The sequence below is a fragment of the Marinobacter sp. genome (genome assembly GCF_041687235.1).
Classification (GTDB): Bacteria; Pseudomonadota; Gammaproteobacteria; order Pseudomonadales; family Oleiphilaceae; genus Marinobacter.
In genome coordinates, this window is sequence record NZ_JAWLCH010000001.1 from 547,337 (window position 1) to 569,196 (window position 21,860).

24 protein-coding genes and 1 riboswitch are annotated in these 21,860 nt (G+C 58.8%); of the genes, 16 read left to right on the forward strand and 8 right to left on the reverse strand.

The window, feature by feature from the left end; genetic code table 11:
* Positions 1–86: 86 nt before the first annotated feature.
* The 3 genes from ACESMK_RS02335 (at position 87) to ACESMK_RS02345 (ending at position 3,908) form a co-directional block, all read left to right on the forward strand.
* A complete protein-coding gene (locus tag ACESMK_RS02335) occupies positions 87–1,271 on the forward strand; it encodes an acetyl-CoA C-acyltransferase (protein WP_372994868.1) in 1,185 nt (394 codons plus the stop codon).
* A 104-nt stretch (positions 1,272–1,375) separates the two neighbouring features.
* Positions 1,376–2,482, forward strand: a complete 1,107-nt coding sequence (locus ACESMK_RS02340) for a zinc-binding dehydrogenase (RefSeq protein WP_372994870.1) — start codon at positions 1,376–1,378, stop codon at positions 2,480–2,482.
* A 10-nt stretch (positions 2,483–2,492) separates the two neighbouring features.
* Positions 2,493–3,908: an aldehyde dehydrogenase family protein gene (locus ACESMK_RS02345; protein WP_372994871.1), complete on the forward strand. Its 1,416-nt coding sequence runs from the start codon at positions 2,493–2,495 to the stop codon at positions 3,906–3,908.
* Between the two features lie 208 nt (positions 3,909–4,116).
* On the opposite strand, the gene ACESMK_RS02350 is transcribed toward ACESMK_RS02345, so the two are convergent.
* The 3 genes from ACESMK_RS02350 to ACESMK_RS02360 all read right to left on the reverse strand — a co-directional run bounded on the left by ACESMK_RS02350 (position 4,117) and on the right by ACESMK_RS02360 (position 7,449).
* Positions 4,117–4,698 (reverse strand): QsdR family transcriptional regulator, encoded by a 582-nt coding sequence (locus ACESMK_RS02350; RefSeq protein ID WP_372994873.1) that lies wholly within the window; start codon positions 4,696–4,698, stop codon positions 4,117–4,119.
* 155 nt (positions 4,699–4,853) lie between these two features.
* Positions 4,854–5,582: a 3'-5' exonuclease gene (locus tag ACESMK_RS02355; RefSeq protein ID WP_372994875.1), complete on the reverse strand. Its 729-nt coding sequence runs from the start codon at positions 5,580–5,582 to the stop codon at positions 4,854–4,856.
* Positions 5,575–7,449, reverse strand: a complete 1,875-nt coding sequence (locus tag ACESMK_RS02360) for a putative nucleotidyltransferase substrate binding domain-containing protein (protein WP_372994877.1) — start codon at positions 7,447–7,449, stop codon at positions 5,575–5,577. The genes ACESMK_RS02355 and ACESMK_RS02360 overlap by 8 nt, the downstream gene beginning before the upstream one ends.
* A 121-nt stretch (positions 7,450–7,570) precedes the next feature.
* Positions 7,571–7,794, forward strand: a riboswitch (cobalamin riboswitch).
* 132 nt (positions 7,795–7,926) lie between these two features.
* On the opposite strand from ACESMK_RS02360, the gene ACESMK_RS02365 reads away from it, so the two are divergent.
* From ACESMK_RS02365 to ACESMK_RS02415, 11 genes are all read left to right on the forward strand, one after another.
* Positions 7,927–9,765: a TonB-dependent receptor plug domain-containing protein gene (locus ACESMK_RS02365; protein ID WP_372994879.1), complete on the forward strand. Its 1,839-nt coding sequence runs from the start codon at positions 7,927–7,929 to the stop codon at positions 9,763–9,765.
* 30 nt (positions 9,766–9,795) lie between these two features.
* Positions 9,796–10,680 carry a cobalamin-binding protein gene (locus tag ACESMK_RS02370; protein WP_372994881.1) on the forward strand — a complete coding sequence of 295 codons (885 nt, stop codon included), beginning with the start codon at positions 9,796–9,798 and terminating at the stop codon, positions 10,678–10,680.
* A complete protein-coding gene (locus tag ACESMK_RS02375; RefSeq protein WP_372994883.1) occupies positions 10,667–11,641 on the forward strand; it encodes a FecCD family ABC transporter permease in 975 nt (324 codons plus the stop codon). Before ACESMK_RS02370 ends, ACESMK_RS02375 begins: the two co-directional genes overlap by 14 nt.
* Entirely contained in the window at positions 11,641–12,405 is a 765-nt protein-coding gene (locus ACESMK_RS02380; RefSeq protein ID WP_372994885.1) for an ABC transporter ATP-binding protein, read from the forward strand. Before ACESMK_RS02375 ends, ACESMK_RS02380 begins: the two co-directional genes overlap by 1 nt.
* Before the next feature lie 289 nt (positions 12,406–12,694).
* Positions 12,695–13,042 (forward strand): hypothetical protein, encoded by a 348-nt coding sequence (locus tag ACESMK_RS02385; protein ID WP_372994887.1) that lies wholly within the window; start codon positions 12,695–12,697, stop codon positions 13,040–13,042.
* Between the two features lie 161 nt (positions 13,043–13,203).
* Positions 13,204–13,482, forward strand: coding sequence for a type II toxin-antitoxin system RelE/ParE family toxin (locus ACESMK_RS02390; RefSeq protein ID WP_372994889.1), 279 nt, complete (start codon positions 13,204–13,206; stop codon positions 13,480–13,482).
* Between the two features lie 10 nt (positions 13,483–13,492).
* Entirely contained in the window at positions 13,493–13,807 is a 315-nt protein-coding gene (locus ACESMK_RS02395) for a HigA family addiction module antitoxin (protein ID WP_064229239.1), read from the forward strand.
* 151 nt (positions 13,808–13,958) lie between these two features.
* Complete coding sequence (locus ACESMK_RS02400) at positions 13,959–14,216, forward strand: type II toxin-antitoxin system Phd/YefM family antitoxin (protein WP_372994891.1); 258 nt, start codon at positions 13,959–13,961, stop codon at positions 14,214–14,216.
* Entirely contained in the window at positions 14,204–14,506 is a 303-nt protein-coding gene (locus ACESMK_RS02405; protein ID WP_372994893.1) for a type II toxin-antitoxin system RelE/ParE family toxin, read from the forward strand. Before ACESMK_RS02400 ends, ACESMK_RS02405 begins: the two co-directional genes overlap by 13 nt.
* Before the next feature lie 23 nt (positions 14,507–14,529).
* Positions 14,530–14,880: a RidA family protein gene (locus ACESMK_RS02410; RefSeq protein WP_372994895.1), complete on the forward strand. Its 351-nt coding sequence runs from the start codon at positions 14,530–14,532 to the stop codon at positions 14,878–14,880.
* Positions 14,881–14,956: 76 nt separating this feature from the next.
* Entirely contained in the window at positions 14,957–15,805 is an 849-nt protein-coding gene (locus tag ACESMK_RS02415; protein ID WP_372994897.1) for a sulfurtransferase, read from the forward strand.
* Between the two features lie 35 nt (positions 15,806–15,840).
* On the opposite strand, the gene ACESMK_RS02420 is transcribed toward ACESMK_RS02415, so the two are convergent.
* Positions 15,841–16,365 (reverse strand): cytochrome b, encoded by a 525-nt coding sequence (locus ACESMK_RS02420; protein WP_372994899.1) that lies wholly within the window; start codon positions 16,363–16,365, stop codon positions 15,841–15,843.
* 66 nt (positions 16,366–16,431) lie between these two features.
* Positions 16,432–16,788 carry a hypothetical protein gene (locus ACESMK_RS02425; protein ID WP_372994901.1) on the reverse strand — a complete coding sequence of 119 codons (357 nt, stop codon included), beginning with the start codon at positions 16,786–16,788 and terminating at the stop codon, positions 16,432–16,434.
* A gap of 218 nt (positions 16,789–17,006) precedes the next feature.
* Between ACESMK_RS02425 and ACESMK_RS02430 the strand changes: the two genes are divergently transcribed.
* Both ACESMK_RS02430 and ACESMK_RS02435 read left to right on the forward strand, forming a co-directional pair.
* The gene (locus ACESMK_RS02430) at positions 17,007–17,732 is read left to right on the forward strand and encodes a response regulator (RefSeq protein ID WP_372994903.1); all 726 of its coding nucleotides are present in this window, start codon (positions 17,007–17,009) and stop codon (positions 17,730–17,732) included.
* Positions 17,729–19,147: an ATP-binding protein gene (locus tag ACESMK_RS02435; RefSeq protein ID WP_372994905.1), complete on the forward strand. Its 1,419-nt coding sequence runs from the start codon at positions 17,729–17,731 to the stop codon at positions 19,145–19,147. The genes ACESMK_RS02430 and ACESMK_RS02435 overlap by 4 nt, the downstream gene beginning before the upstream one ends.
* A 6-nt stretch (positions 19,148–19,153) precedes the next feature.
* Here the strand turns inward: ACESMK_RS02435 and ACESMK_RS02440 are convergent, their stop codons facing one another.
* From ACESMK_RS02440 to ACESMK_RS02450, 3 genes are read right to left on the reverse strand one after another with little or no spacing between them, the layout of a single operon-like run.
* Positions 19,154–19,384 carry a hypothetical protein gene (locus ACESMK_RS02440; RefSeq protein WP_075195170.1) on the reverse strand — a complete coding sequence of 77 codons (231 nt, stop codon included), beginning with the start codon at positions 19,382–19,384 and terminating at the stop codon, positions 19,154–19,156.
* 49 nt (positions 19,385–19,433) lie between these two features.
* Positions 19,434–21,182, reverse strand: a complete 1,749-nt coding sequence (locus ACESMK_RS02445) for an ArnT family glycosyltransferase (RefSeq protein ID WP_372994907.1) — start codon at positions 21,180–21,182, stop codon at positions 19,434–19,436.
* Positions 21,183–21,191: 9 nt separating this feature from the next.
* Entirely contained in the window at positions 21,192–21,860 is a 669-nt protein-coding gene (locus ACESMK_RS02450; protein ID WP_372994909.1) for a TVP38/TMEM64 family protein, read from the reverse strand.

The following is a 21,860-nucleotide window of genomic DNA, read 5'->3' on the forward strand; positions in this document are numbered from 1 at the left end:
ACATTCAGTTGATTGTTAACCTCAGGTTGTCGGATTACGGCTTCGCCTAATCCGACCTACATGTTTCGAAGAATGAGGGCATTGTTATGTCTGATGCAGTCATCGTTTCCACCGCCCGTACTGGCCTGGGTAAATCCTACCGGGGCTCTTTGAACAATACCCACAGTGTCGATCTGGCGGGGCATGTGATCAAACACGCCGTTGATCGTGCTGGTATTGATCCGGCCATTGTTGAAGATGTGATTATGGGTGCAGCTTTCCAGGAAGGCGCCCAGGGCCGGAACATTGCCCGTCTGGCGGCTATCCGCGCAGGGCTTCCGGTAACCACCGCCGGATTTTCCATTAACCGGTTCTGCAGCTCGGGTCTGCAGTCCATTGCCCTGGCTGCCCAGCGGGTTGTGTCCGAGAAGGTCCCAGCCATGGTGGCCGGGGGCGTTGAGTCCATTTCCCTGGTGCAGAACGAGAAGATCAACAGTTTCCACGCCACCAACGAGTGGCTGATGAAGCACAAGCCTGAGCTGTACCTTTCGATGATCGAGACGGCGGATATCGTGGCCAGGCGCTACAACGTCAGCCGTGAAGCCCAGGATGAGTATTCCCTGATTTCCCAGCAGCGCACGGCCGCTGCCCAGCAGGCGGGCAAGTTTGACGATGAGATTGTGCCGTTCGACGCCACCATGCTGATCAAGGACAAGGAAACCGGTGAGGTCAGTGAAAAACAGGTGACCCTGACCAGCGATGAATGTAACCGCCCGAACACCACCCTCGAGGGCCTGGCCGGTCTGGAGCCGGTACGCGGCCCGGAGCAGTTCATCACGGCGGGTAATGCCAGCCAGTTGTCGGACGGTGCCTCTGTGTGCACGGTGATGAACAGCACCTACGCTGAGAAGCACAACATCGAACCCATGGGGATTTTCCGGGGCTTTGCCGTCGCCGGTTGTGAGCCGGATGAGATGGGCATCGGCCCGGTCTTCGCTGTTCCCCGGCTGCTGGAGCGTGCGGGCCTGACCATGGACGATATTGATCTGTGGGAGCTGAATGAAGCCTTTGCCTCCCAGGTGGTTTACTGCCGTGACCGCCTTGGCATTCCCATGGAGAAGCTGAACGTAAACGGTGGCTCTATTTCCATCGGCCACCCCTTTGGTGTCACCGGCTCCCGCCAGACAGGCCATGCCCTGATTGAAGGCAAACGCCGTGGTGCGAAATACGTGGTGATTACCATGTGCATCGGTGGCGGCCAGGGTGCTGCCGGCTTGTTCGAGGTAGTATGAAATTGGGGTCAGAAGAAAGCGTTCTTCTGACCCCTTCTTCATCGGATTACCGGGGTTAGATGAAGGCTTTCATCTGACCCCTTGTTCACCAAGAGGGGATCAGCATGGACAGACAAGCCAAAGCAGTCGTCTGCCGGGAATGGGGGCAGCCCGTTCAGGTGGAAACCATCACGGTGGAAGGCCCCAAGCGGGATGAAATTACCGTCAAGATCGCGGCCTGCGGCGTCTGCCACAGCGATCTGTCCGCCACCACGGGCAAGATTCCCTATCCGCCTCCCCTGGTACTGGGGCATGAAGCCGCCGGAGTGGTTGTCGAAGTCGGTGAGGGCGTCACTGCCTTCAAGGAAGGCGACCATGTCGTGAGCACGTTTATCTCCATGTGCGGCAAGTGCAGCCAGTGTGTCCGCGGCCGCCCGGTGCTGTGTGAGAACGCCAGAAAAGCTATGTTCAACCTGCCCGATGGCACCGTCAGAACCAAGGGTGCAGACGGCGAGCCCCTGAACGTCTTTGGCGCGTGCGGCGTGATGGCCGAGTTTGCCACCATGCACGTGGATAATTGCGTCAAGGTGGATGAAACGGTGCCCATGCAAAACGCCGCCCTGGTGGGCTGTGCCGTGATGACTGGCGTGGGCGCCGTGTTTAACACCGCGAAGCTTGAACCTGGCTCCCGCGCCGCCGTGTTTGGTATCGGCGGCGTTGGTCTCAATGCCATCCAGGGCTGTGTCACCGCTGGCGCCGAGATGATCGTGGCGGTGGACAGCAACCCCAAAAAGCTGGAGATGGCGAAAGAGTTTGGTGCCACCCACACCGTGAATATCAACGAGGTGGAAGACGCAGCCAAAGCCGTAAAGAAACTGACCGGCGGCGTTGACTACGCCTTCGAATGCGTCGGTGCCGGGCCGGTGGTCGAGCAGGCCTATAAAAGTCTGGGGCGTGGGGGAACTGCCGTGGTCGTGGGTGTGGCGGATCCGAAGGACAAGACCACGCTGACCACCCTGACTTTGCCAGCAGATGAACGCACCCTGAAGGGCAGTTGGCTGGGCTCGGCCCGGCCGCAGCACGATTTCCCCAGAATCCTGGGTCTTTACAAGGCTGGTAAACTCAAGCTGGACGAACTGGTTACCCGGACCTACCCCATAGAAGAAGCCGCACAGGCGTTCGATGATATGGTGGCAGGCAAGAACGCCCGTGGCGTTATCGTATTTGAATGAAGGGGGAAGCATGAACGAACTGAACAGGAACTACATCAACGGCCAATGGGTTAGCTGGGCCGGTGACATGATCGACGTTCACGAAGCTGGCACCGGTGATGTGATTGCCCGCGTGCCCGCCGCCGGCGCGGATGAGATGGAACAGGCCATTGCCGCCGCCGACGCTGCATTTGAAAGCTGGTCTGAAAGCACCCTGGAAGAACGAACCAAGGTTCTGGAACAACTGCACGCAGGACTGAAAGAACGCGCGTCGGAAATTGCCGAAACCGTCTGCCGGGAAGTGGGCATGCCCATCAAACTGGCGACGCCGATCCAGGCTGGTATGCCGGCTGCAGTGACCAAGAGTTACCTGAAGCTGCTGCCCGACTTCCCGTTCACCGAACAGTCCGGCAACTCCGAGGTGCAATACGCCCCGGTGGGGGTGGTTGGCTGCATTACCCCCTGGAACTACCCGCTGCATCAGGTCATCCTGAAAATCGTTCCGGCGATTGCGGCCGGTTGCACCGTGGTGCTCAAGCCTTCCGAGATTGCGCCCCAGACGGCGTTTATCCTTGCCGAGATCCTCGATGGCACCGACCTGCCCAAGGGCGTGTTCAACATGGTATGCGGTTATGGCCACACCGTGGGTGATACCCTGATCAAGCACCCCGATGTGCGCATGGTGTCCTTCACCGGTTCTACCCGCACCGGCAACCTGATTGCCCACGCCGCGGCAGACGATTTCAAACGGATCGCCCTGGAGATGGGTGGCAAATCCGCCTCCGTGATCCTCCCGGACGCCGACCTGGCGGCCGCCGTTAAAGGCACTGTGAACAACTGCCTGCTGAACTCCGGTCAAACCTGCACCGCACTCACCCGCATGCTGGTTCCGGCCGACAAGCACGATGAAGCCTGCGAACTGGCCGCCGCAGCCGTGGCAAAAATGACCCCGGGCAACCCGCTGGAAGAAACCACCCGCCTGGGACCGCTATCGTCTGCCCAACAGCGTGACAAGGTCATCGACTACATCAAACTGGGTATCCAGGAAGGTGCCAAGCTCATCGCCGGAGGGCCGGAAGCGCCCGAAGGATGCGAGAAGGGCTACTTCGTGAAGGCTACCGTGTTTGGCAACGTCAAGCCGGACAGCCGTATTGCCCAGGAAGAGATCTTTGGTCCGGTGCTGTGTGTGATTCCCTACAACGACGAAGCCGAGGCCGTGAAAATCGCCAACGGTACCCAGTACGGGCTTTCCGGTGCGGTCTGGTCCGGTGATGATGCCAAGGCGAAGAAAATTGCCAGCAAGCTGCGCACCGGTCAGGTATTCGTTAACGGTGGCGCGTTCAATCCCATGGCACCGTTCGGCGGCTTCGGTCACTCCGGTATCGGCCGCGAGTTCGGTAAATGGGGCCTGGAGGAGTTTCTGGAGATTCGGTCGCTTCAGTTGTAATTGCTGGAGTTCGGTGTCGGGTTACGGCTTTGCCTAACCCGACCTACTGTAAGGTCCAGAATGTGGGTCGGATTGGTGTCGGGTTACGGCTTTGCCTAACCCGACCTACTGTAAGGTTTAAAATGTAGGTCGGATTAGGCGAAGCCGTAATCCGACAGATCCTCCAAAGACACCCCGCCTCGGGGCCAGCCACCAAAGTAAGTAAGCCTTAGGCCTTTCCCCCAAGCAAAATCCGCACGGCCGTGCAGGCATCCTCCAATTCTGCCTCCCTGGGTTCACGCCCGGCGATGATGTCGCTGTAAAGGCAGGATTCCGCAAGTCGGATCATGAAGTAGGACAGGCTGAAGATGTTCATCGGCGGCTTGATGTGCCCGGCTGCTACCTGGTCTTTCAGCATCCGAGTATTGGTTTCCACCGTGCGAGTGTGCAGGATGGACTGGGACGAGGTGAGGATCTTCAGGGCGTATTCCGGGTCCTGGTTGATGAATCGCCGGAGCGGCTCGAAGCGCAGAATGGTTGAATTGGTGCGCCGGTACACACCGACGATGTAGTCCACACCCACGCCAGGGGTTTCCGCCATGGCCTGGCGCCAGAGGGGTTCATACAGGGACCAGAGAATCTCGCCGATCAGCAGATCCTTGTTGCCCACCCAGCGAAACAGGGTAGCCCGGCCAATTCCGAGTTCATCAGCCAGCGGCGCCAGGTGAATGCGCTCACCCTTGAGCCACATGCGGCGTGCCCGCTTGAAGGCGTCGGCGGGTGTTGCCCTGGTTACGGTCTTGTCTGCCACTGAAACCTCGTGCCGGAATTTGGATTCATTCTAACGGCTAAACCGCAACGTCGCCACGCAAGCGCCGGGGTGCAGGGGCGGACGTTCATGACATTATCCGCGTATGCGTGAAGGGACGTTATCGGGGGCAGACTTTCCGGTAGTTCACTGCCAGGTCAGATCCACAAATCCCCGATGGCCGTTGCCGGACTGAAATGGTGCAACACCTGCGCCTGCAACAGCTCCGCCGTGGCAATGGCATCAATCAGGGCATTATGGGCGGCATAATGGGGCAGACCATAACGCAGCCGGCTGTCGGCCAACCGGATCGATACCGGTTTCTTGCCCATCAGGCGTTGCCAGCGGGAAGGGTTGCGATCCGGATAGAGGTGGGCTTCGATGGCCATGGTATCAAGGACCGGAAACCGGATGCCTTCTCCCAGCCGCCAACGCAAGGCGACATCCAGGAACGACCGCTCGATGTTCCGGTAATGAACCACCGGTATTCGACCGTTCAGATAGCTGAACAAATCCTCAAGGATCTCCTCAAGATCCGGTGCCTTGTCGATGTCGCTGTGGGTGATGCCGTGGATGGTCACGGAAGTCTGGTGCAGTGGCAGCTTCGGGCGTACCACCCAGTGCCGGGCGTCGGCCAGCTGGATGCCATCCAGGGTGAAGGGCACCAGACCGATGCTGACAATGGAGTGCTGGCTGGCATCAAGCCCCGTGGTCTCGAAATCAATAGCCAGCATCCGGACCTCTGAGATCGGCGTGTCCGGCGAGGGGCATCCGCTCTCGTAGAAGGCTTTCAGGATCGGCGATTTACTCTGGTCGGCCAGGGCCTGGTACTGTTCAGGCCAGGGCAAGCTGTGAACGGACGACTCGCCAGCAGAGGCATCAGACATTACGGGCCACCTGGGCGTTGTAACGGAATTTCAGGAATTTCTGGGCGTTGCTGACAACCTGGAATGCATCCTTGAGGTGGCTGCGTTCAAACGGCGAGAGGTCCTCGGGCCGGACATTGTTATCCGGCTCCCGCCCGGCTTCGATCGCCAGTGCCTGATGCCGGATGCGAACAATGGAAATGAACTCGAGGGCATCCCTCAGGTTGCCAAGGTCATCCTCGAGCAGCAGCTTGGTGTTGCCGATGGCTTTCAGGCGCTCGAAGGAATTCTGTGCCCGTGAGCCGCAGGCCAGGGCGTGAACCCGGATCAGGTCTGAAAGTGGCGCGGTGCCACGGCGTTTCAGGTTGAAGGTTTTCTGGTGTTTGCCATCCTCTTCCAGCACAAAGGTACGGAAGAAACCAATCGGAGGGGTCCGGTTCAGGGCATTGCGGGCCAGCATGGCCAGGAACCGCTGGCTGTTGCTGGCCTTGTCGGCCACCAGGGTCTTCAGTTGTTCGGCAAATTCGGTTTGCCCGTAAATACCGTCCAGATCGAAGAAAATGTTGCTGTTAAGCAGAGCCTCGGCCTTCGGGTTATCGATCCAGTCGGTGAAATAAGCCTTCCAGACGCTCAATGGCTGTCGCCATTTCTGGTTGGTGGCCATGATGTCGCCGGTGCAGTAGGTGTAGCCACACTCGGCCAGCCCATCGCTGACGAACTTCGCAAGCGCCAGGAAGTACTCATCGTGCTCCTGCGGCACGAAGCTGTCGTCCAGGATCATCGCGTTGTCCTGGTCGGTGACCACCAGCTGTTCGTCCCGGGCCATGGAGCCAAGGGCCATGAAACAGTACGGCACGGGGGGTGGCCCGAACTTTTCCTCGCCCAGCTCCAACAGGCGCTGGGTAAAGCTGCGCCCGATTCCAGCCATGGCACTGCCGATCATGTGCGAGTTGGCGTCCTCGTTGACCATGCGGACAAAGCTGTCCCGAACATCACGGCTGATTTTCTTCAGGCCTTTCACGTCCTGCTGGTGGTAGATATTGCTGACCAGGTAGAGGCTGCTCTGGCTCTCGTATTTCACGATATCAGACAGCGCAATCACACCCCGAACCTCGTCCCGATCCATCACCGGAAGATGGTGCACGTTGTTGTGCAGCATGGTGAGCATCGCCTCGAATATGAACATATTCGATCGAATGGTGATCAGGTCTTCCGACATGATGTCACTGATGGGGGTTTCCGAGGCCAGTGCTTCGCTGAGCGCACGGGTACGCAGATCCCGGTCGGTGATGATGCCCTTGAGCTTCGGCTTTTCGCCGTCCTCATCCATCAATAACAGGGCAGAGACACCGTGTTCGGTCATGATCCTTGCCGCTTCCTGAAGCCGGACGGTACAGGGCGCCGAAACCGGTTCCCGGGAAATCAGCCGGGTGACCTTGGAGGTCATCAGTTCGTTGGATTTTTCCCGTCGGGAGAGGGCAGAGCGGAGTCGGCTGCGGTCTTCAATTTCCACGAAATCGGCGAAGTTGTCGTCGTTTTCCCACAGGTACTGGAAGGTTTCCGCCGGAATCTTGTAGACCAGGGTGTCTTCCAGAGCCTTTGCCGGAAAGCGGACCTTCTTGTTCATCAGCAGGCCAAACTGCCCGAAGATCTCCCCTTCGCTGATCCGGTTATACAGCTCGCCGGTCCGGCGGTAGATCTCCACCGCACCGCTGCGGACGTAAAAGAGCCAGGGGTTGTCCTCGCCGAATTCGAGGATTGGCGAGCCTGCCTTGAAATACACCACCTCGATGCCACTCACAACCCTGTCGAGCAGCTCTTCGGCCATCTCGTCAAATGGCGGGTGCTGTGCCATGTGATTGCGAATGTCGATGAGCTCGGCCTGCATAAAACTCCCTGTTTTGGCGAAGGAAAGTAATTGTCAGTACAGGAATATAGCAGTGGGAGAAGCCTGCGGCCATGCCGACCTTTGACGGATCTCATTGACCGCTTTCACGGGTGTTGCTAGCCTTGCCACACTTTTTTCAGGTGTCCGTCGCAAAGCGCGACGGGTGAAACGGGAAATCGGTGAGCCTGGCTTTGCCAGCGCAAGTCCGATGCTGCCCCCGCAACGGTAAGCAGGATAACGGCAATCTGTGCGCCACTGTGTCGCCATGACATGGGAAGGTGATTGCCCGGGAACCCCAGGTTCCGCCTGCCAGCCCGGAGACCGGCCTGGAAAAACACCCGATGTTGCGGTGGGCAACCTGGGTGGGTGATATGCCGGTTCCGCTTCCCTGACACCAGTCTACCGCCTGCCCTTTTCCTGTTCCGCAACGAAAACCAGATTCCCGTGCGGGTGCGCGCGGAGTGCGGAGCAAGCTTCATGTTCAGAATTCAATGCCCTGTTTTACTGGCCGGCCTTTCCATGGCCGCCCTGCCTTTGGCCGTTTCGGCCCAGTCTGCCCCAGAATCCGATGCTCTGGATCCGATCGTGGTTACCGCGACACTGGGGCCGAAAACCGTTGGTGAGAGTCTGTCTTCGGTTACGGTCATCGAGAAAGAGGATATTGATCGGCAACAGCCCGCGGAATTCCGCGACCTGCTGCGGGCGCAGCCGGGGATCAATGTGGTGTCGGATGGCAGCTATGGCAAGACCACCAGCGTATTCCTGCGTGGCGCTGGAAGCTCAGGTACCGTGCTTCTTCTCGATGGTATCCGCCTGCGTTCTGCCTCCGCCGGCATCCCGCCCTGGCAGTTTTTGCCTCCGGAGTTGATGGAACGGGTGGAACTGGTGCGTGGCGCTAAAAGCTCCCTCTATGGCGCAGATGCCGTGGGTGGTGTGATCCAGGCGTTTACCCTGGAACCGGAAGCCGGACGCCAGGGCTGGGGCGAGATCAAAGGCGGTTCCCATGAAACCCGCGAGGTTACGGCAGGCTTGGCCGGTCGGGAGGGTCGTTCCTCATTCCTCGCCAGTGGCGTCTATTCGGACACCGATGGCACCAATCTGAGAGCTGGCGGTGAAGACAAGGGTTTTCGCAATGCCGGTGGACTGGCGAAACTGAGTCACCGTTTTGATCAGGGTGGCGGAGCCGGGCTCACGGTGTTCCAGTCCGAGGGCAACACCGAGTATGAAGGCGGTGATACCGATTTCACCATTCGTGCCATGGGCCTTCATCTGGAAGCCGTTGCCAGTGACTACTGGCGTACACGGATCCAGTTCTCGGAAGCCCGCGATGAACAGGACACGTTCGGGGCCAATCCAAGCACGTTCGACACGCTGTCTCGCTCAGCGCGCTGGGAAAATACCCTGACTGCCGGTGTTCATGAGCTGGTTCTGGGCTCGGAAGTCATGATGGATGAAGTGGACGGCACCAGCAATTTCACAGAAGACAGCCGAACCAACAGCGCGGTTTTTGGTCAGGGCCGCCTGAACTTCGGAGCCACCGACCTGATGGTCAGCCTTCGCCTGGATGACAACGAAGCCTATGGCAAAGAAGAGACGGGCGGTATCGCTTTTGGCCATCAGTTAGATGGGGCCCATCGTTTTCGCCTCAGCTATGCCACGTCATTCCGGGCACCAACCTTTAATGACCTCTACCTGACGGTGCCGTTCTACACCGGTAATCCGGACCTTGATGCGGAAGAGGGGCAGATGGTCGAAGCGGGTTTCTCCGGCCGATATGACCACTGGTTCTGGGACATCGCGCTCTACCAGAACGATGTGAAAGACCTGATTACCTATGTCTCTGACCCAGTGACATTTGAGGGCACCATGGAAAACGTCGAAACCGCCAGAATCCGCGGTGTCGAGGTCTCGTCCGGCATTGAAACGGCTGACTGGAATCTGGCGGCAGCGGTAACCTACGCGGATACCGAGAACCGTGATACCGGCGCACGCTTACCACGCCGCGCGGAAAAGAATGTACGTTTGGATATTGATCGCCTGTTCGCGCAGTGGTCTGTTGGAGCCAGCCTCATTGCCGAGAGCGACCGCTACAATGACCCGGCGAATACCAGTCTGCTGCCCGGCTATGGCACAGTAGATCTGAGGGCCGCCTGGAACTTCCAGCCAGGCTGGTCGGCATCGTTCAAGGTGGATAATGTGCTGGACCGCCGATACGCCACCAGCATTGGTTTTGACAGTGGTACCTTCGAGCCTTTCGATTATCTGGCCGCCGGCCGAACCTTCATGGCTTCGGTGCGCTATGATTTCCAGCAGTAAAGTCACCGATCTGAGAGGCTCCCGCCCTCTATGAAACACCCCGGGCTCGCTGCATTGTATGTGCTGTCTCTGCTTGCGCCCTTGTTGGCACAGGCGGAGGGGCACTGTGTAAGCGACGCGCTGGATCAGAGCGTATGCCTGGCGGAACCCGCCCGACGCGTTGTCTCCTTGTCACCGGGCGCCACCGAACTGTTGTTCTCTGCAGGCGCCGGTGACAGGGTGGTGGCGGTAAGTGCCTGGAGCGACTATCCGGCAGAGGCGGCGGAGTTACCGCAGGTGGGCGACAGCAACCGCCTCGACCTTGAGGCAATCGTCTCGCTGGCACCGGACCTGGTGGTGGCCTGGGTGGATGGCAATTCCCGCAGCCAGTTGGAACGGCTGTCCGGTCTTGGCATTCCCGTTTTCTGGCTTGCTCCGCGAACGTTTGACGACATTGCCGTGGCGGTGTCGGATCTGGCGTTTCTGACGGGTTCACCGGAGCTCGGCGCTGAGCGGGCCGAAGTGTTTCGCGCAGAAATGGCCACGCTGAACGCTCAGTATGCCGATGCCAGACCGGTCAAGGTGTTCTACCAAATATGGGACCAGCCACTGATGACCGTGAACCGGAACGAGCTGATCAGCAAGGCCATTACCCTGTGCGGCGGCGTTAATGTGTTCGGTGATCTACCAAGACTGGTGCCACGGATCAGCCGGGAGGCGGTTCTGGAAGCCAACCCCGAAGCCATTATCACCGCCGGATCGTCGGATAACAGGCAGTGGCTGGAAGCCTGGCGCGAGTTCTCGGGCCTGGCAGCGGTAGCCGCGGATAACCTCTTCCTCGAGCCGCCTGACCTGCTGGCGCGCCCTACGCTACGTATGGCAGACGGCGCCAGACACCTGTGCCAGACCCTGGAGCAGGCCCGTGCCAATCTCTAGCCCTCACAAACCACTCCTCGTTCTGTTGCTGGCAGGATTTCTGGCGGCTCTGCTCTCCGTCAGCATCGGCAGCACGACCATCGGCTTTGAAGACACTTTGCGGGTGATAACCGGCAGTGGCACCGAGTTACAGCAAACGCTGATTCTGGAGCTCCGGCTGCCCCGCACCCTGAGCGCGTTCGCGACCGGCGGTTTGCTGGCCGTGGCTGGGGCGCTGATGCAGGTGTTGTTACGAAACCCCCTGGCCGATCCCTACGTGTTGGGGTTGTCCGGTGGTGCCGCCGTTGGGGCGTTACTGGCCATGCTGGCCGGTGCTGCCGGATTCCTGGTGTCAGGTTCTGCATTCGCCGGTGCCATGCTGGCGACTTTGCTGGTCTTTGGTCTGGCCCACGGCAGTGGCAGCTGGACGCCCTCGCGGCTGTTGCTTACCGGTGTGGTGGTCGCCGCCGGCTGGGGCGCCGTCATTACCCTGATCCTCGCGATGACCCCGGCCAGCCGATTGCCGGGCATGCTGTACTGGCTGATGGGCGACCTTTCCCACGCGGCCACCCCGTGGCCGGGACTGATCATACTTGTGCTGGTATGCCTGATGGTGTTTCCGCTGGGCCGAGCCCTGAACGTGTTGGCCCGGGGTTCCCTGCAGGCAGCGGCGCTGGGCGTTTCGGTGCGGCCACTGGAATGGTCGATCTACCTGATGGCCAGCCTGCTGACTGCAACCGCCGTTACCATGGCCGGTTCGGTGGGTTTCGTTGGCCTGGTGGTGCCGCACATGTTACGGCTGGTGCTGGGCAACGATCAGCGACTGATTCTGCCGGCCTGCGCACTGGCGGGCGGCACGCTGCTGGTGCTGGCAGACACCCTGGCGCGGGTGGTGATTGCGCCGGAGCAGTTGCCGGTTGGGGTTATCACCGCGCTGATCGGCGTCCCGACCTTCCTGTACCTGCTGTATAGGAGCAGATGATGACACGCCTGACCACCGAAGCGCTGATCATCGACATTCCGGGGCGTGCCTCCGGCGTTCCCCTGAATCTGGCCATCGAACCGGGACAGGTCTGGGGGGTACTTGGTCCTAACGGTGTGGGCAAAACCACCTTGCTACATACCCTGGCGGGATTGCGAGAGCCCCGAAGCGGACAGCTGCTGCTCGACGGCACGCCGCTGCGCGACATGCGCCGCAAGATCGTCTCGCAACGGATGGGCCTGGTATTTCAGGACCGGCAGGATGGATTCCCGGCAACGGCGCTGGAAACCGCCCTGATCGGTCGCCACCCCTGGCTGTCACCCTGGCAGATGGAGAGTGGTGAGGATCTGGCGATTGCGGAACGGGCCCTGGAAGCGCTAGACGTGATCCACCTGAAAGATCGTCTGGTGAACACACTCTCCGGCGGTGAACGCCAGCGGGTAGCCATTGCCACCCTGATGACCCAAAGTCCGGAAATCTGGCTACTGGACGAACCAACCAATCATCTGGATTTACAGCACCAGACTGCCGTTATGAAGCTGCTGCGACAACAGGCAGCCTGCGACCGGGCTGTCTTCATGTGCCTCCACGACCTGAATCTGGCCGCCCGATGGTGCGATCAGATCCTCCTCCTTTACCCCGACGGCCAGGCCTGCTGGGGCCCCGCCCGCGACATGCTCGTTACCTCGGCGCTTGAGAGCCTGTTTGGCCAGCGTTTGCTATCTGCTGAACTGGATGGTTTTCCGGTGTTTGTGCCGGGCTGAAGGCCAAAATCACGGACCACAAAGAGCTTGGGAATACACGATTAGGGGATCGGGCGAAAAGTTGAAAATTGACGCCTATCCCTGGCCCGTCTACGGTTTAAAACTGGTAATTGTTTGATACAGCGTCGAAATCTAATGCTGCCGAGTGGTGGAAAGGTGAAGCTGGGATAGATGTCATTTGTCGTTGAATTAGCTGTTAGGCAATAGAGAGAAACCTATGTAAGTAATCGACTACCTGACGGCTATTCTGGTCTTCATCACTGCCATTTATGCATATTTGACGCATAGAATGGCTAAGGCGAGTGATGCTTCCGTTACTGCAATGAGAGAGCAATCTGAGGCCATGCTCAGGCCATATGTCACTGTTACTCCTTATGTCAGACCACACACCACTGTTCTTTACTTGAAAATTGAAAACGCAGGGAAAACTGCCGCAGAGAATCTGAGGCTTTCTATGGACAAAGACTTTTTTCAGTTCGGAGAAACAAATCAGCCTGCAAGAAATCTTCGGTCTGTTGGGACCAAGGAGTTTCACGAAACTAATCACATTGACTTACGCCCGTATATTGGCACGGAAGGTGAGCGAGACCCTTTGGTAGACGAAGTGGAAAAGCTTCGAAAGCTCGTACAAGGCTGAAAGTAATGCCTAACCATACCGGCCACGGCGACGGTTACTGCATTGCGGCTGCGCCTCCATTCCGAAACCGCGCGTGCTGAGTGGCGTTATGCCCCGCTCTCAGCCTACTTTGCCGCATAATAACGCTTGACGTTATTAACGCTCTGCGTCATCATTCCCATATGATCATATCGTTCAAGTGTAAGGATACCGAGAAGCTGGCAAGCGGACGCCGAGTCAGACGCTTCGTCAATTTTGAGCGAGTTGCTTTGAGGAAAATTCGGCAACTCCAGGCTGCAAGCCAGTTGGATGATCTTAAAGTACCGCCCGGGAATATGTTGGAGCCATTGCTTGGTGATCGCCAAGGTCAGCACAGCATCCGAATCAACAGCCAGTTCCGGGTTTGCTTCCGATGGACCAAGGCTGGCGCGGAAGATGTCGAAATTGTTGATTACCATTAGGAGGTAACTCATGCGCAACATTGAAGCTGTAACGCCAGGCGAGTTACTGAAGGAAGAGTTTCTTGAGCCGATGGGTATTTCTCAGTACCGCTTGGCCAAAGAGATTGGGGTGCCTGCTCAGAGGATAGGCCAGATTATTGCTGGAAAGCGTTCGATAACCGCAGACACGGACCTGCGACTTTGTCGCTTTTTTGGTTTGTCCAATGGCTACTGGTTGCGAGCTCAGGCAGCCTACGACACTGAGATTGCGGAAGATGCCCTTGAGGATCAGTTAAAGAATATTCGTCCGTGGAGTTCTGTATCTGAAATCGGGCCCAGGGCATAACCAACGGCTGCACGTCTGGCATACAAGTGGCTGTTGTCGGACGCGCCTGCGCTGGCGCTCCGGCACGCCGCAAAGCCTGGCGTCAGCTGTGATTGTCTCACCCACAAAGTGATACTATAGTATCACTACCAATTTGGATCAGGGTGAGCCCATGAAAGTTGAGCTTGTTACAAACCTTAAGCGCCAAGCCACCAAAATCCTGGCAGACCTGCACCGGTCTAAAGAACCGGTACTGATCACTGAACATGGCCAGCCATCGGCTTATCTTGTTGATGTGCAGGATTACGAATTTATGCAGCGTCGACTTGAGCTGCTTGAGGGGCTCTCACGGGGAGAGCGTGCTGTACTTGAGGGAAGAACGTACAGCCAGAGTGAGGCCAGGGAGAAAATGAGTAAATGGCTGAAGTAATCTGGACGGAGCCCGCCCTTCAAGAACTGGATGCCATCGCCGAGTACATTGCTCTGGATAATCCTGCTGCCGCAAGTCATCTGGTCCAAGAAGTTTTCGATAAGACCGAGCGCTTGGAAGATTTTCCCCAATCCGGAAGGATTCCTCCAGAGCTCCCTGATTCGGTATACCGGGAGGTAGTGGTTCAGCCGTGTCGCATATTTTATCGTGAGGATGAGCAGCGGGTTCTCGTTCTCTATGTTATGCGAGAGGAGCGGCAGCTTCGTGCGTACATGCTTGGCAACAGCTAACTTCCAGCCAAAGGGCCATCACAATGACCATTGAACGTATTTCCACCAACAGCCGAATGAGCAAGATCGTAAAACACAACGGCACCGCTTACCTTTGCGGTCAGGTTGCCAAGGACCGGAACGGCGACATTCATACCCAGGTAACCGGGATGCTGGAGAAAGTGGACGAGCTGCTCGAGACCGCCGGTTCCAGCCGCAACAGAATCCTGTCGGCAACGATCTACCTGGCAGACATGGCCGATTTCCAGGCTCTGAACGAGGTGTGGGACAACTGGGTGCCCGAAGGTACGGCGCCGGCCAGGGCCTGCGTGCAGGCTCAGATGGCGTCTCCGGAGTTGCTGGTGGAAATTTCGGTGATCGCCGCTACCTCCTGAGGGCAATTGGAAAGATCTGGCGATTCGGCGGGCTGCGCAGTCCGCCGTTTATTTCTGGTATGGACAGGAGCACGCCATGGCTTCCCCACTCGTAACCACCGACTGGCTGCAGGAAAACCTCGATAACGAAGGGTTGGTTCTGATCGACGCTAGTATGGCCACGGTTATTGGCAAGGAGCCGATCGTTTATGACCATCCGGTGTGGATACCGGGGAGTTACCGGATCGATCTGGAGGGAACACTCTGCAATACCGGATCGTCCCAGCTCCATGCGTTTCCCACCGAGGAACAGTTCACGCAGGAAATTCGCAGGCTGGGCATAACGCCTGACAGCCTGGTGGTGCTTTACGACAACCAGGGGATCTATTCCGCTCCCCGGGCCTGGTGGATTCTGCGGTCGATGGGTCTTGAACGGGTTTTCGTTCTGGATGGTGGCCTGCCGCAGTGGCTAGCGGAGGGGCGAGAAACGGTTTCGGCTCCGGTTCAGGGTGCGGGTTCCGCCGGCCATATGGCAGGCCGTCTGGACCGCAGCCGCGTTCGGGATTCAGCGTATGTTTTTCAACATCTGGACGACGAGCAGGTAGCGGTGATTGATGCGCGATCCCGGGCGAGGTTCCTGGCCCAGGCCCCGGAACCCCGTCCGGGTGTGCGTGGTGGCCATATACCGAATTCGCTCAACCTTCCGTTTACCGAGGTGTTGGACGGTTATCGGTTCAAACCGGCCAGTGATCTGGCGGCAACGTTCAAACAGCTCGCTCCGAACCTTCAGCCCGGAAACGGGCAGCAACTGGTGTTTTCCTGCGGTTCCGGCATCACCGCCTGCATTGTTCTGCTGGCGGCGGAGCTGGCCGGGTATGACCAGCTGTCTCTTTACGATGGTTCCTGGGCGGACTGGGGCAGCGACAAATCGCTGCCGGTGGCTTGAGACTGAAGACGGGCTTTTAACGCGACTACGGGCTGTCAGGCCATGCGCTTCATGATCCGGTCTCCCAGCACATACTGATGCGCCAGGGCGGCCGCCACGTGTAAGCCAATCATTACCCACAACACGTTGGCCAGTATTTCGTGCACGTCTTCGCCGCTCTCTTCCAGCCACTCCACTTCCGGGCCGTAGCCAAAGACTGTCCAGCCGAAAAAGGTGACGGGATCGCCCTCGCCGAGAGACGTTGCCAGCCCTGAAAGCGGCATCAGAATCATCAGGGCGTAAAGTGCAATGTGCCCCAGTCTCGCCATGGTGGCCCAGTGCGCCGGTGGTGACAGTCGTGCGCGGTTAAGCCAGCGCCAGAGACCGCGAAAGATCACCAGCCCGAAAATGGTCAGGCCCAGGGTCTGGTGCCAGACCATAAGAGAGGCTTCCGAGAGGGTATGCTCCAGAGCTTCAAACCAGACTTCGCTGGCAAGCATTACCAGCAGCAGAACCGCCATTATCCAGTGCACAGCCCGCGAAACGGCACCATAGCGGTTGTCAGCGTCCATTAATGTCATTGTGATTCTCCTTGATTAACGGGGGGGGCGGGGCGCACGTGTGGGCCCCGCGCTGGCTGCTGGCTATCAGTCCCGGCGGCCGCCGCGGACCGGAGCGCCGTAATGGTTGAATTCCTGCTCCCGGATCAGGTTCTGTTCGGCATCCCGGAGTTGCACCCGATAGGTGCCATCCGGGGTCTCGTCAACGGAAACCTTCACGCCCGGGCCAAAGCGTCTGAGTGCCTGGCCATAGGCCATGATGCGCATTTCTTCGGTGCTGTACTGTTTGAGGTCGGCACCCATAGGTTTGCCGTCACGGCGTTTCTCGTAGCGATCTTCGTAGCGGTCATCATCCCAGTAGTCATCATCTGCCGAGACAAGTAGGGGCGTGGCACTGAGTAAAGCGGCTACAGAAAGGGCGGCAATGGTGGTGGTTTTCTTCATGGTTGAACTCCTTGGTTGGTGACACTCATGATTGAATGTCATCGTTGGTCGGGAGTTATTGCACCAAGGAAACGTCGCAGAATTGTCTCGGTGATACGCCGACTTTGTCGCAACTTGTCGCAAGGCCGGGAATTGCGACGGTTTTTGACAAGATCGCGCCCAAGCGGGAAGTCGACTCCCCTATAATCACGGCAGACGGTAATCCTACGGAGTAACGAGTGAGCGACTCTCCCACAATCCTGGTGGTTGATGACCACAGAGACATTCGCGATCTGGTCGGCCGCTATCTTCAGGAGCATGGCCTGCGCGTGCTCCTGGCTGATGGTGGCGATGCCATGAGGCGGCAGTTGCGACAGCACTCTGTCGACCTGGTTGTGCTGGACATCATGATGCCCGGCGACGATGGCCTCACCCTCTGCCGGTATCTTCGTGAGCACACCGAGTTGCCAGTGATTCTGCTGACCGCCATGAGCGAGGAAACCGATCGCATTGTCGGTCTGGAAATGGGCGCCGACGATTACCTCACCAAACCTTTCAACCCCCGGGAGTTGTTGGCACGGATAAAAGCGGTTCTGCGCAGGACCACAGCGCTGCCACCGCAACGCAGCCCCATGGCCGGGCAGTCTCTGACGTTTGAGGGCTGGACGCTCGACGTCGACCGCCATCAACTGGTGGATCCCGAAGGCGTGGAGGTCTCACTGAGTACCGCGGAATACAAACTTTTGCTCGCCTTCCTGGAGCACGCCGGCCGCGTGCTGTCCCGGGATCAGCTGATGGACCTGACCCTCGGCAGAGAGGCGGATGCCTTCGATCGAAGCATTGATAATCATGTCAGCCGCCTGCGCCGTAAGATCGATCCGGATGCCCGCAGTCCCAGGCTGATCAAGACCATCTGGGGCGGGGGCTACCAGTGGATTGCTGCGGTCGAAGGGGCTGAACAATGAGACTGTGGCCACGGCGCGCCGGTGGGCAGCTGGCGCTGTTGCTGATTCTGGTGCTGCTGGTGGCCCAGATTATCACCATCGTTATTCTGGCTGGCGAGCGCCAGGGAGCGTTGCGCAGTGCCAGTCTGGAACACGTCCTACAGCGGGTGGCCGATGGCTACACTCTGGCCGATACCACGGACCCGGAGCGGCAGGAGCGTATCCTGCGGGCACTCTCCAGCCCGACCCTGCGGCTTTCCATCGATCCCGCGCCCTATCTGACCGAGGATCGGGCTTCCGGCATGACGCGCCGGCTGGCCGAGGAACTGGATCTGCCCGTGGAGCAGGTTCGAACGGCCATGGAAGCTGACGAAGACGACTGCCTGCCGGATCGCGATGACCATCGGGACCGTGAGCGGCACGACGATGAGGATGATGAGCACCACGAGGATGAAGAACGCCATGACGAGGACGACCATCGGGATGACCGGCACGAATGCCCCCCGGTCCTGGGTGTTTCCCTGGCCTTGTCCTCCGGCCAATGGTTCAACGCCCGGGCCCGGCCACCGGCGCCCTCCTGGTTGTGGTTAAAGGCCACGCTGACCAGCGTTGGGATTACTGCAGTGCTGCTTACGCTGACCCTGTTGCTGGCGGTCCGTCGAATCTTGCGGCCAATGAATGAGTTGAGCCGGGCAGCCCACGCTTTCGGGCGGGGTGAGAAAGTCCGGATTCCGGAAAAGGGACCGGAGGATGTTCGTGAGGTTACCCGCGCCTTCAACCAGATGCAGGATCAGGTTGGCCGGGCCCAGGAAGACCGGGCAAGGCTGCTGGCGGCCCTGGCCCATGACCTCAGAACCCCCATCACCTCCATGCGGCTGCGGGTGGAGATGCTGCCGGAGGGCGAGGACAGGGACCGTCTTCTCGATTCCCTCAGGGAAATGCAGCACCTTGCCGAAGCTACTCTCGATTTCATCCGGGGTAGCACCACGGAACAGCACCGACGGTATGATCTGGCGACCTTGCTGGACAGCCTATGCGGCGATCTCCAGGAGATGGGTCTGGCGGTTCACTGCCAGGACAGTCCGAGATGTGTGCTCCAGGGGCAACCCGAAGCCGTCAAACGTGCCCTGCGCAATCTTATTGAGAACGCAGTGAATTATGGCGAGCAGGCGGAAGTAACGCTGGCAACCACAGACACAGAAGCGGTTGTCGCGATTGTTGATCAGGGGCCTGGTATTCCCGAAGCGGAACGGGAGCGGGTTTTCGAGCCATTTTATCGGCTGGAACAGTCGCGCAATCGGGAAACCGGTGGCGCAGGACTGGGCCTGGCCATTGCACGTACTCTGATTCGGGGTATGGGTGGCGAAGTCCGGCTGGGTGCTGGCCCGGGAGGGCAGGGACTGCAGGTCTCGGTGACCCTGCCCAAAACCGGATAAGGCCTTTCAGAACAGCACTTCCGCCCGTGCAAATCCCAGGGCGTCCAGTGCCTCGACGGTCGCATCCAGATTTGCGTAGCTGCAGACATGATCGTCTTCAGAGACCAGGAAAAAGGTTTTCCCTTCAATATCTTTGAAGAGTATGACCCATTCGTGCGCATTAGAGGGAGATCGCACGATTTTTACGGAATCAACGCGGTTTTCTTCCCGACGTGCCCTAATTTCATGTTCTTTCATCGTTCATTCTTCTGCTAACGGCATTGATCGGCCTTAATGCATTGCCAGCTCAGTCTTGCCAACTGCCAGGCTTGGGCGTGGTAAAACGCTTAACCTTATCTGGCGACGCACAGCTGGGGTTCATTTGTTCATCGGCCAGTAAAAGATAGCTGTCGCGGTGGGCTGTACCCAGTTGAACAGCACCCTCTTTTGTGAAACAGGATAACTCAATCTGATCGGCGACAAGCAGATAGCTGTTAGCGGTTTCTTGCATCCATAGCCAGGCATTCCGGTTTTCCTGTTCCCGACCGGTAAAGAAGCTGAAATGGGTGAAGTCCCGCCTGGAAAACAGCAGGAACTGTTCCCGGAAGTCCATCATGCCGAGCTGCCCGCCAGGCGGGATCTGCTGTTCTGTGGCGGCCAGAATGTTGCGAGGGGTTCGAAGCGGTTCAAGAATTTGATAGCCCCAGGTGCTCAGAAGCAGCCAGGTGAGCATCATGGCGAGGAACATGCGCCCCAGCGCACGTGAGCGCCAGAACCCGAACAGACTGATCAGCCAGACCAGACCGATGACGAATACAAAGCTCCCCGCCTCATGCAGTTTGGCCGGATCGGTGCTGTAGTCGGCCAATTTTTCAACCAGTTTGGGGTGGTCGTTCCAGGCCAGGATGCCAACCGCCATCAACGCGATGCCGAGCAGGAACTGCAACCCTGTCAGAAGCGGCGGAAACCAGCCTGCCGGTTTCTGGCTGCTGAGCAGCGGGGCCAGGATGAGCGCCAGCATGGGCAACGCTGGCAACAGGTAAACACCGCGCTTGCCGGGGCTGAGGCTGAAAAACACAACAACCAGGACTATCCAGCCCAGAAGCGCCGGAATAATCGGGCGGTAACGCGCGGTCTCGGCCAGGGGCCGGATCAAGGCCAGCAGCAACAGCGGAAGAGGAAACCAGAGCGATGGGATCACGCTGGTGAGGTAATAGTACCAGGGCTGGATATGGCCCCATGAGTCGGCATAGCGCTCGCCGGTCTGCTTGAACAGGATATTGTTCCGATAGGCCAGGGCCTCTTCGGTGCCGAGATGGTTGACATACAGCACCATGGGAATCAGCCAGGCGGCAACCACGGCAAGCATGGCCAGCGGACCCAGTGCGCAGCGCCAGGTGAGTGTTCCATTGAACAGTGTGCGATCGCGAAGCTTCATGACCACAATGGGAATGAGCATCAGCGCCGGCAGGAAGCCGACCCCTTTGGTGATGATTCCGAGCCCCATAAACGCCCAGCCGATGAAGTACCAGCCCCAGGCGGGCCCGGTGAAAAAGTGCCGGATCAGGCCGTAGCAGGCAACGGCAATCCAGCAGGCGACCATGGCGTCGATCTGGGCTTTCTGCGCCTGGATCACGAACTGTGGTGCAAGCATCAGCAACATGACTGCAATGGCACCGGTTCGCTGGTTCCACAGGCGGGTGCCCAGATCAAAGACCAGCCCCAGTGTCAGGAGGCTGCAAAGCGCATTGGGCAGCAGGAACGCAATCTTGAGGTTGTCGGTCAGCCAGTAGAAAAACGCGATACTCCACATGAACATCGGTGGCTTGTCCGGGTAGAACTCGCCGCCCCGCATGGGGATCAGCCATTGGCCGGAGGCCACCATTTCGCGGGCCACTTCTGCGAATCGCGGTTCGTCGGCAGGCCAGGGAGAACGTAATCCGATCCCGGTAAAAATCACGACCGCGGCGAAGGCCAGTAACACTAGCAGGAGTTGGTTGCGGGACAGGTTGAACACGGTGTCCGGCAAGTGGCGAACGAAAGGTGATGCAGGCATGGGTCGGTCTCAGAGAGAGTCGGAAACGGAATCGGCCAGCGTTCTGGCCCTCTGGTTGTGATAGAGAAAGGCGCCAATCAGCGAGGCGAGAATAAAAAAGCCGATACTCACGGCAAGCTGATAGGCATTGGCATTGCCGATACCGGCACCGGCCAGGGAAAACACCAGCATCTGGGGCAGGTAGCCCAGGGTGCTGCCGAACAGGAACGGTGAGAAGCGGATCCCGGAGCAGCCTGCCACAAGGTTGGTTACCAGGTTACTGCCCACCGGCAGCAAACGTACCATGAGGACTTTTAGCAGCGTCTGTTCCCGGAACAGGCGATCAAACTGCTGCATCCGGTGGTTGAACCGCCGGCTCAACGGGGTTCGCAGCAGCCAGCGGGCGGTCAGGAAGCAGCCAGTGGCGCCAATGGCGGCAGCCAGAGTCGACAGCAGCGTCCCGTTGAGCCCGCCCAGGGCGAAACCCAGCACGAAGGCGAGCAACTGGCGTGGAGCACCAAGGCCGGTAAACAATGCACCGGCGAGGGTAATCATCACTAATCCGCCAAAACCATGGCTATGAAGATAGTTCGCCACTTCGTTCTGGTTGGCAATGAAGTCGAGCCAGCCGTTGTGGATGGTTAAATAGCTGGCCAGAACCAGCGCGGCGAAGGCCAGCCAGCGGGCCCCCTTGAACAT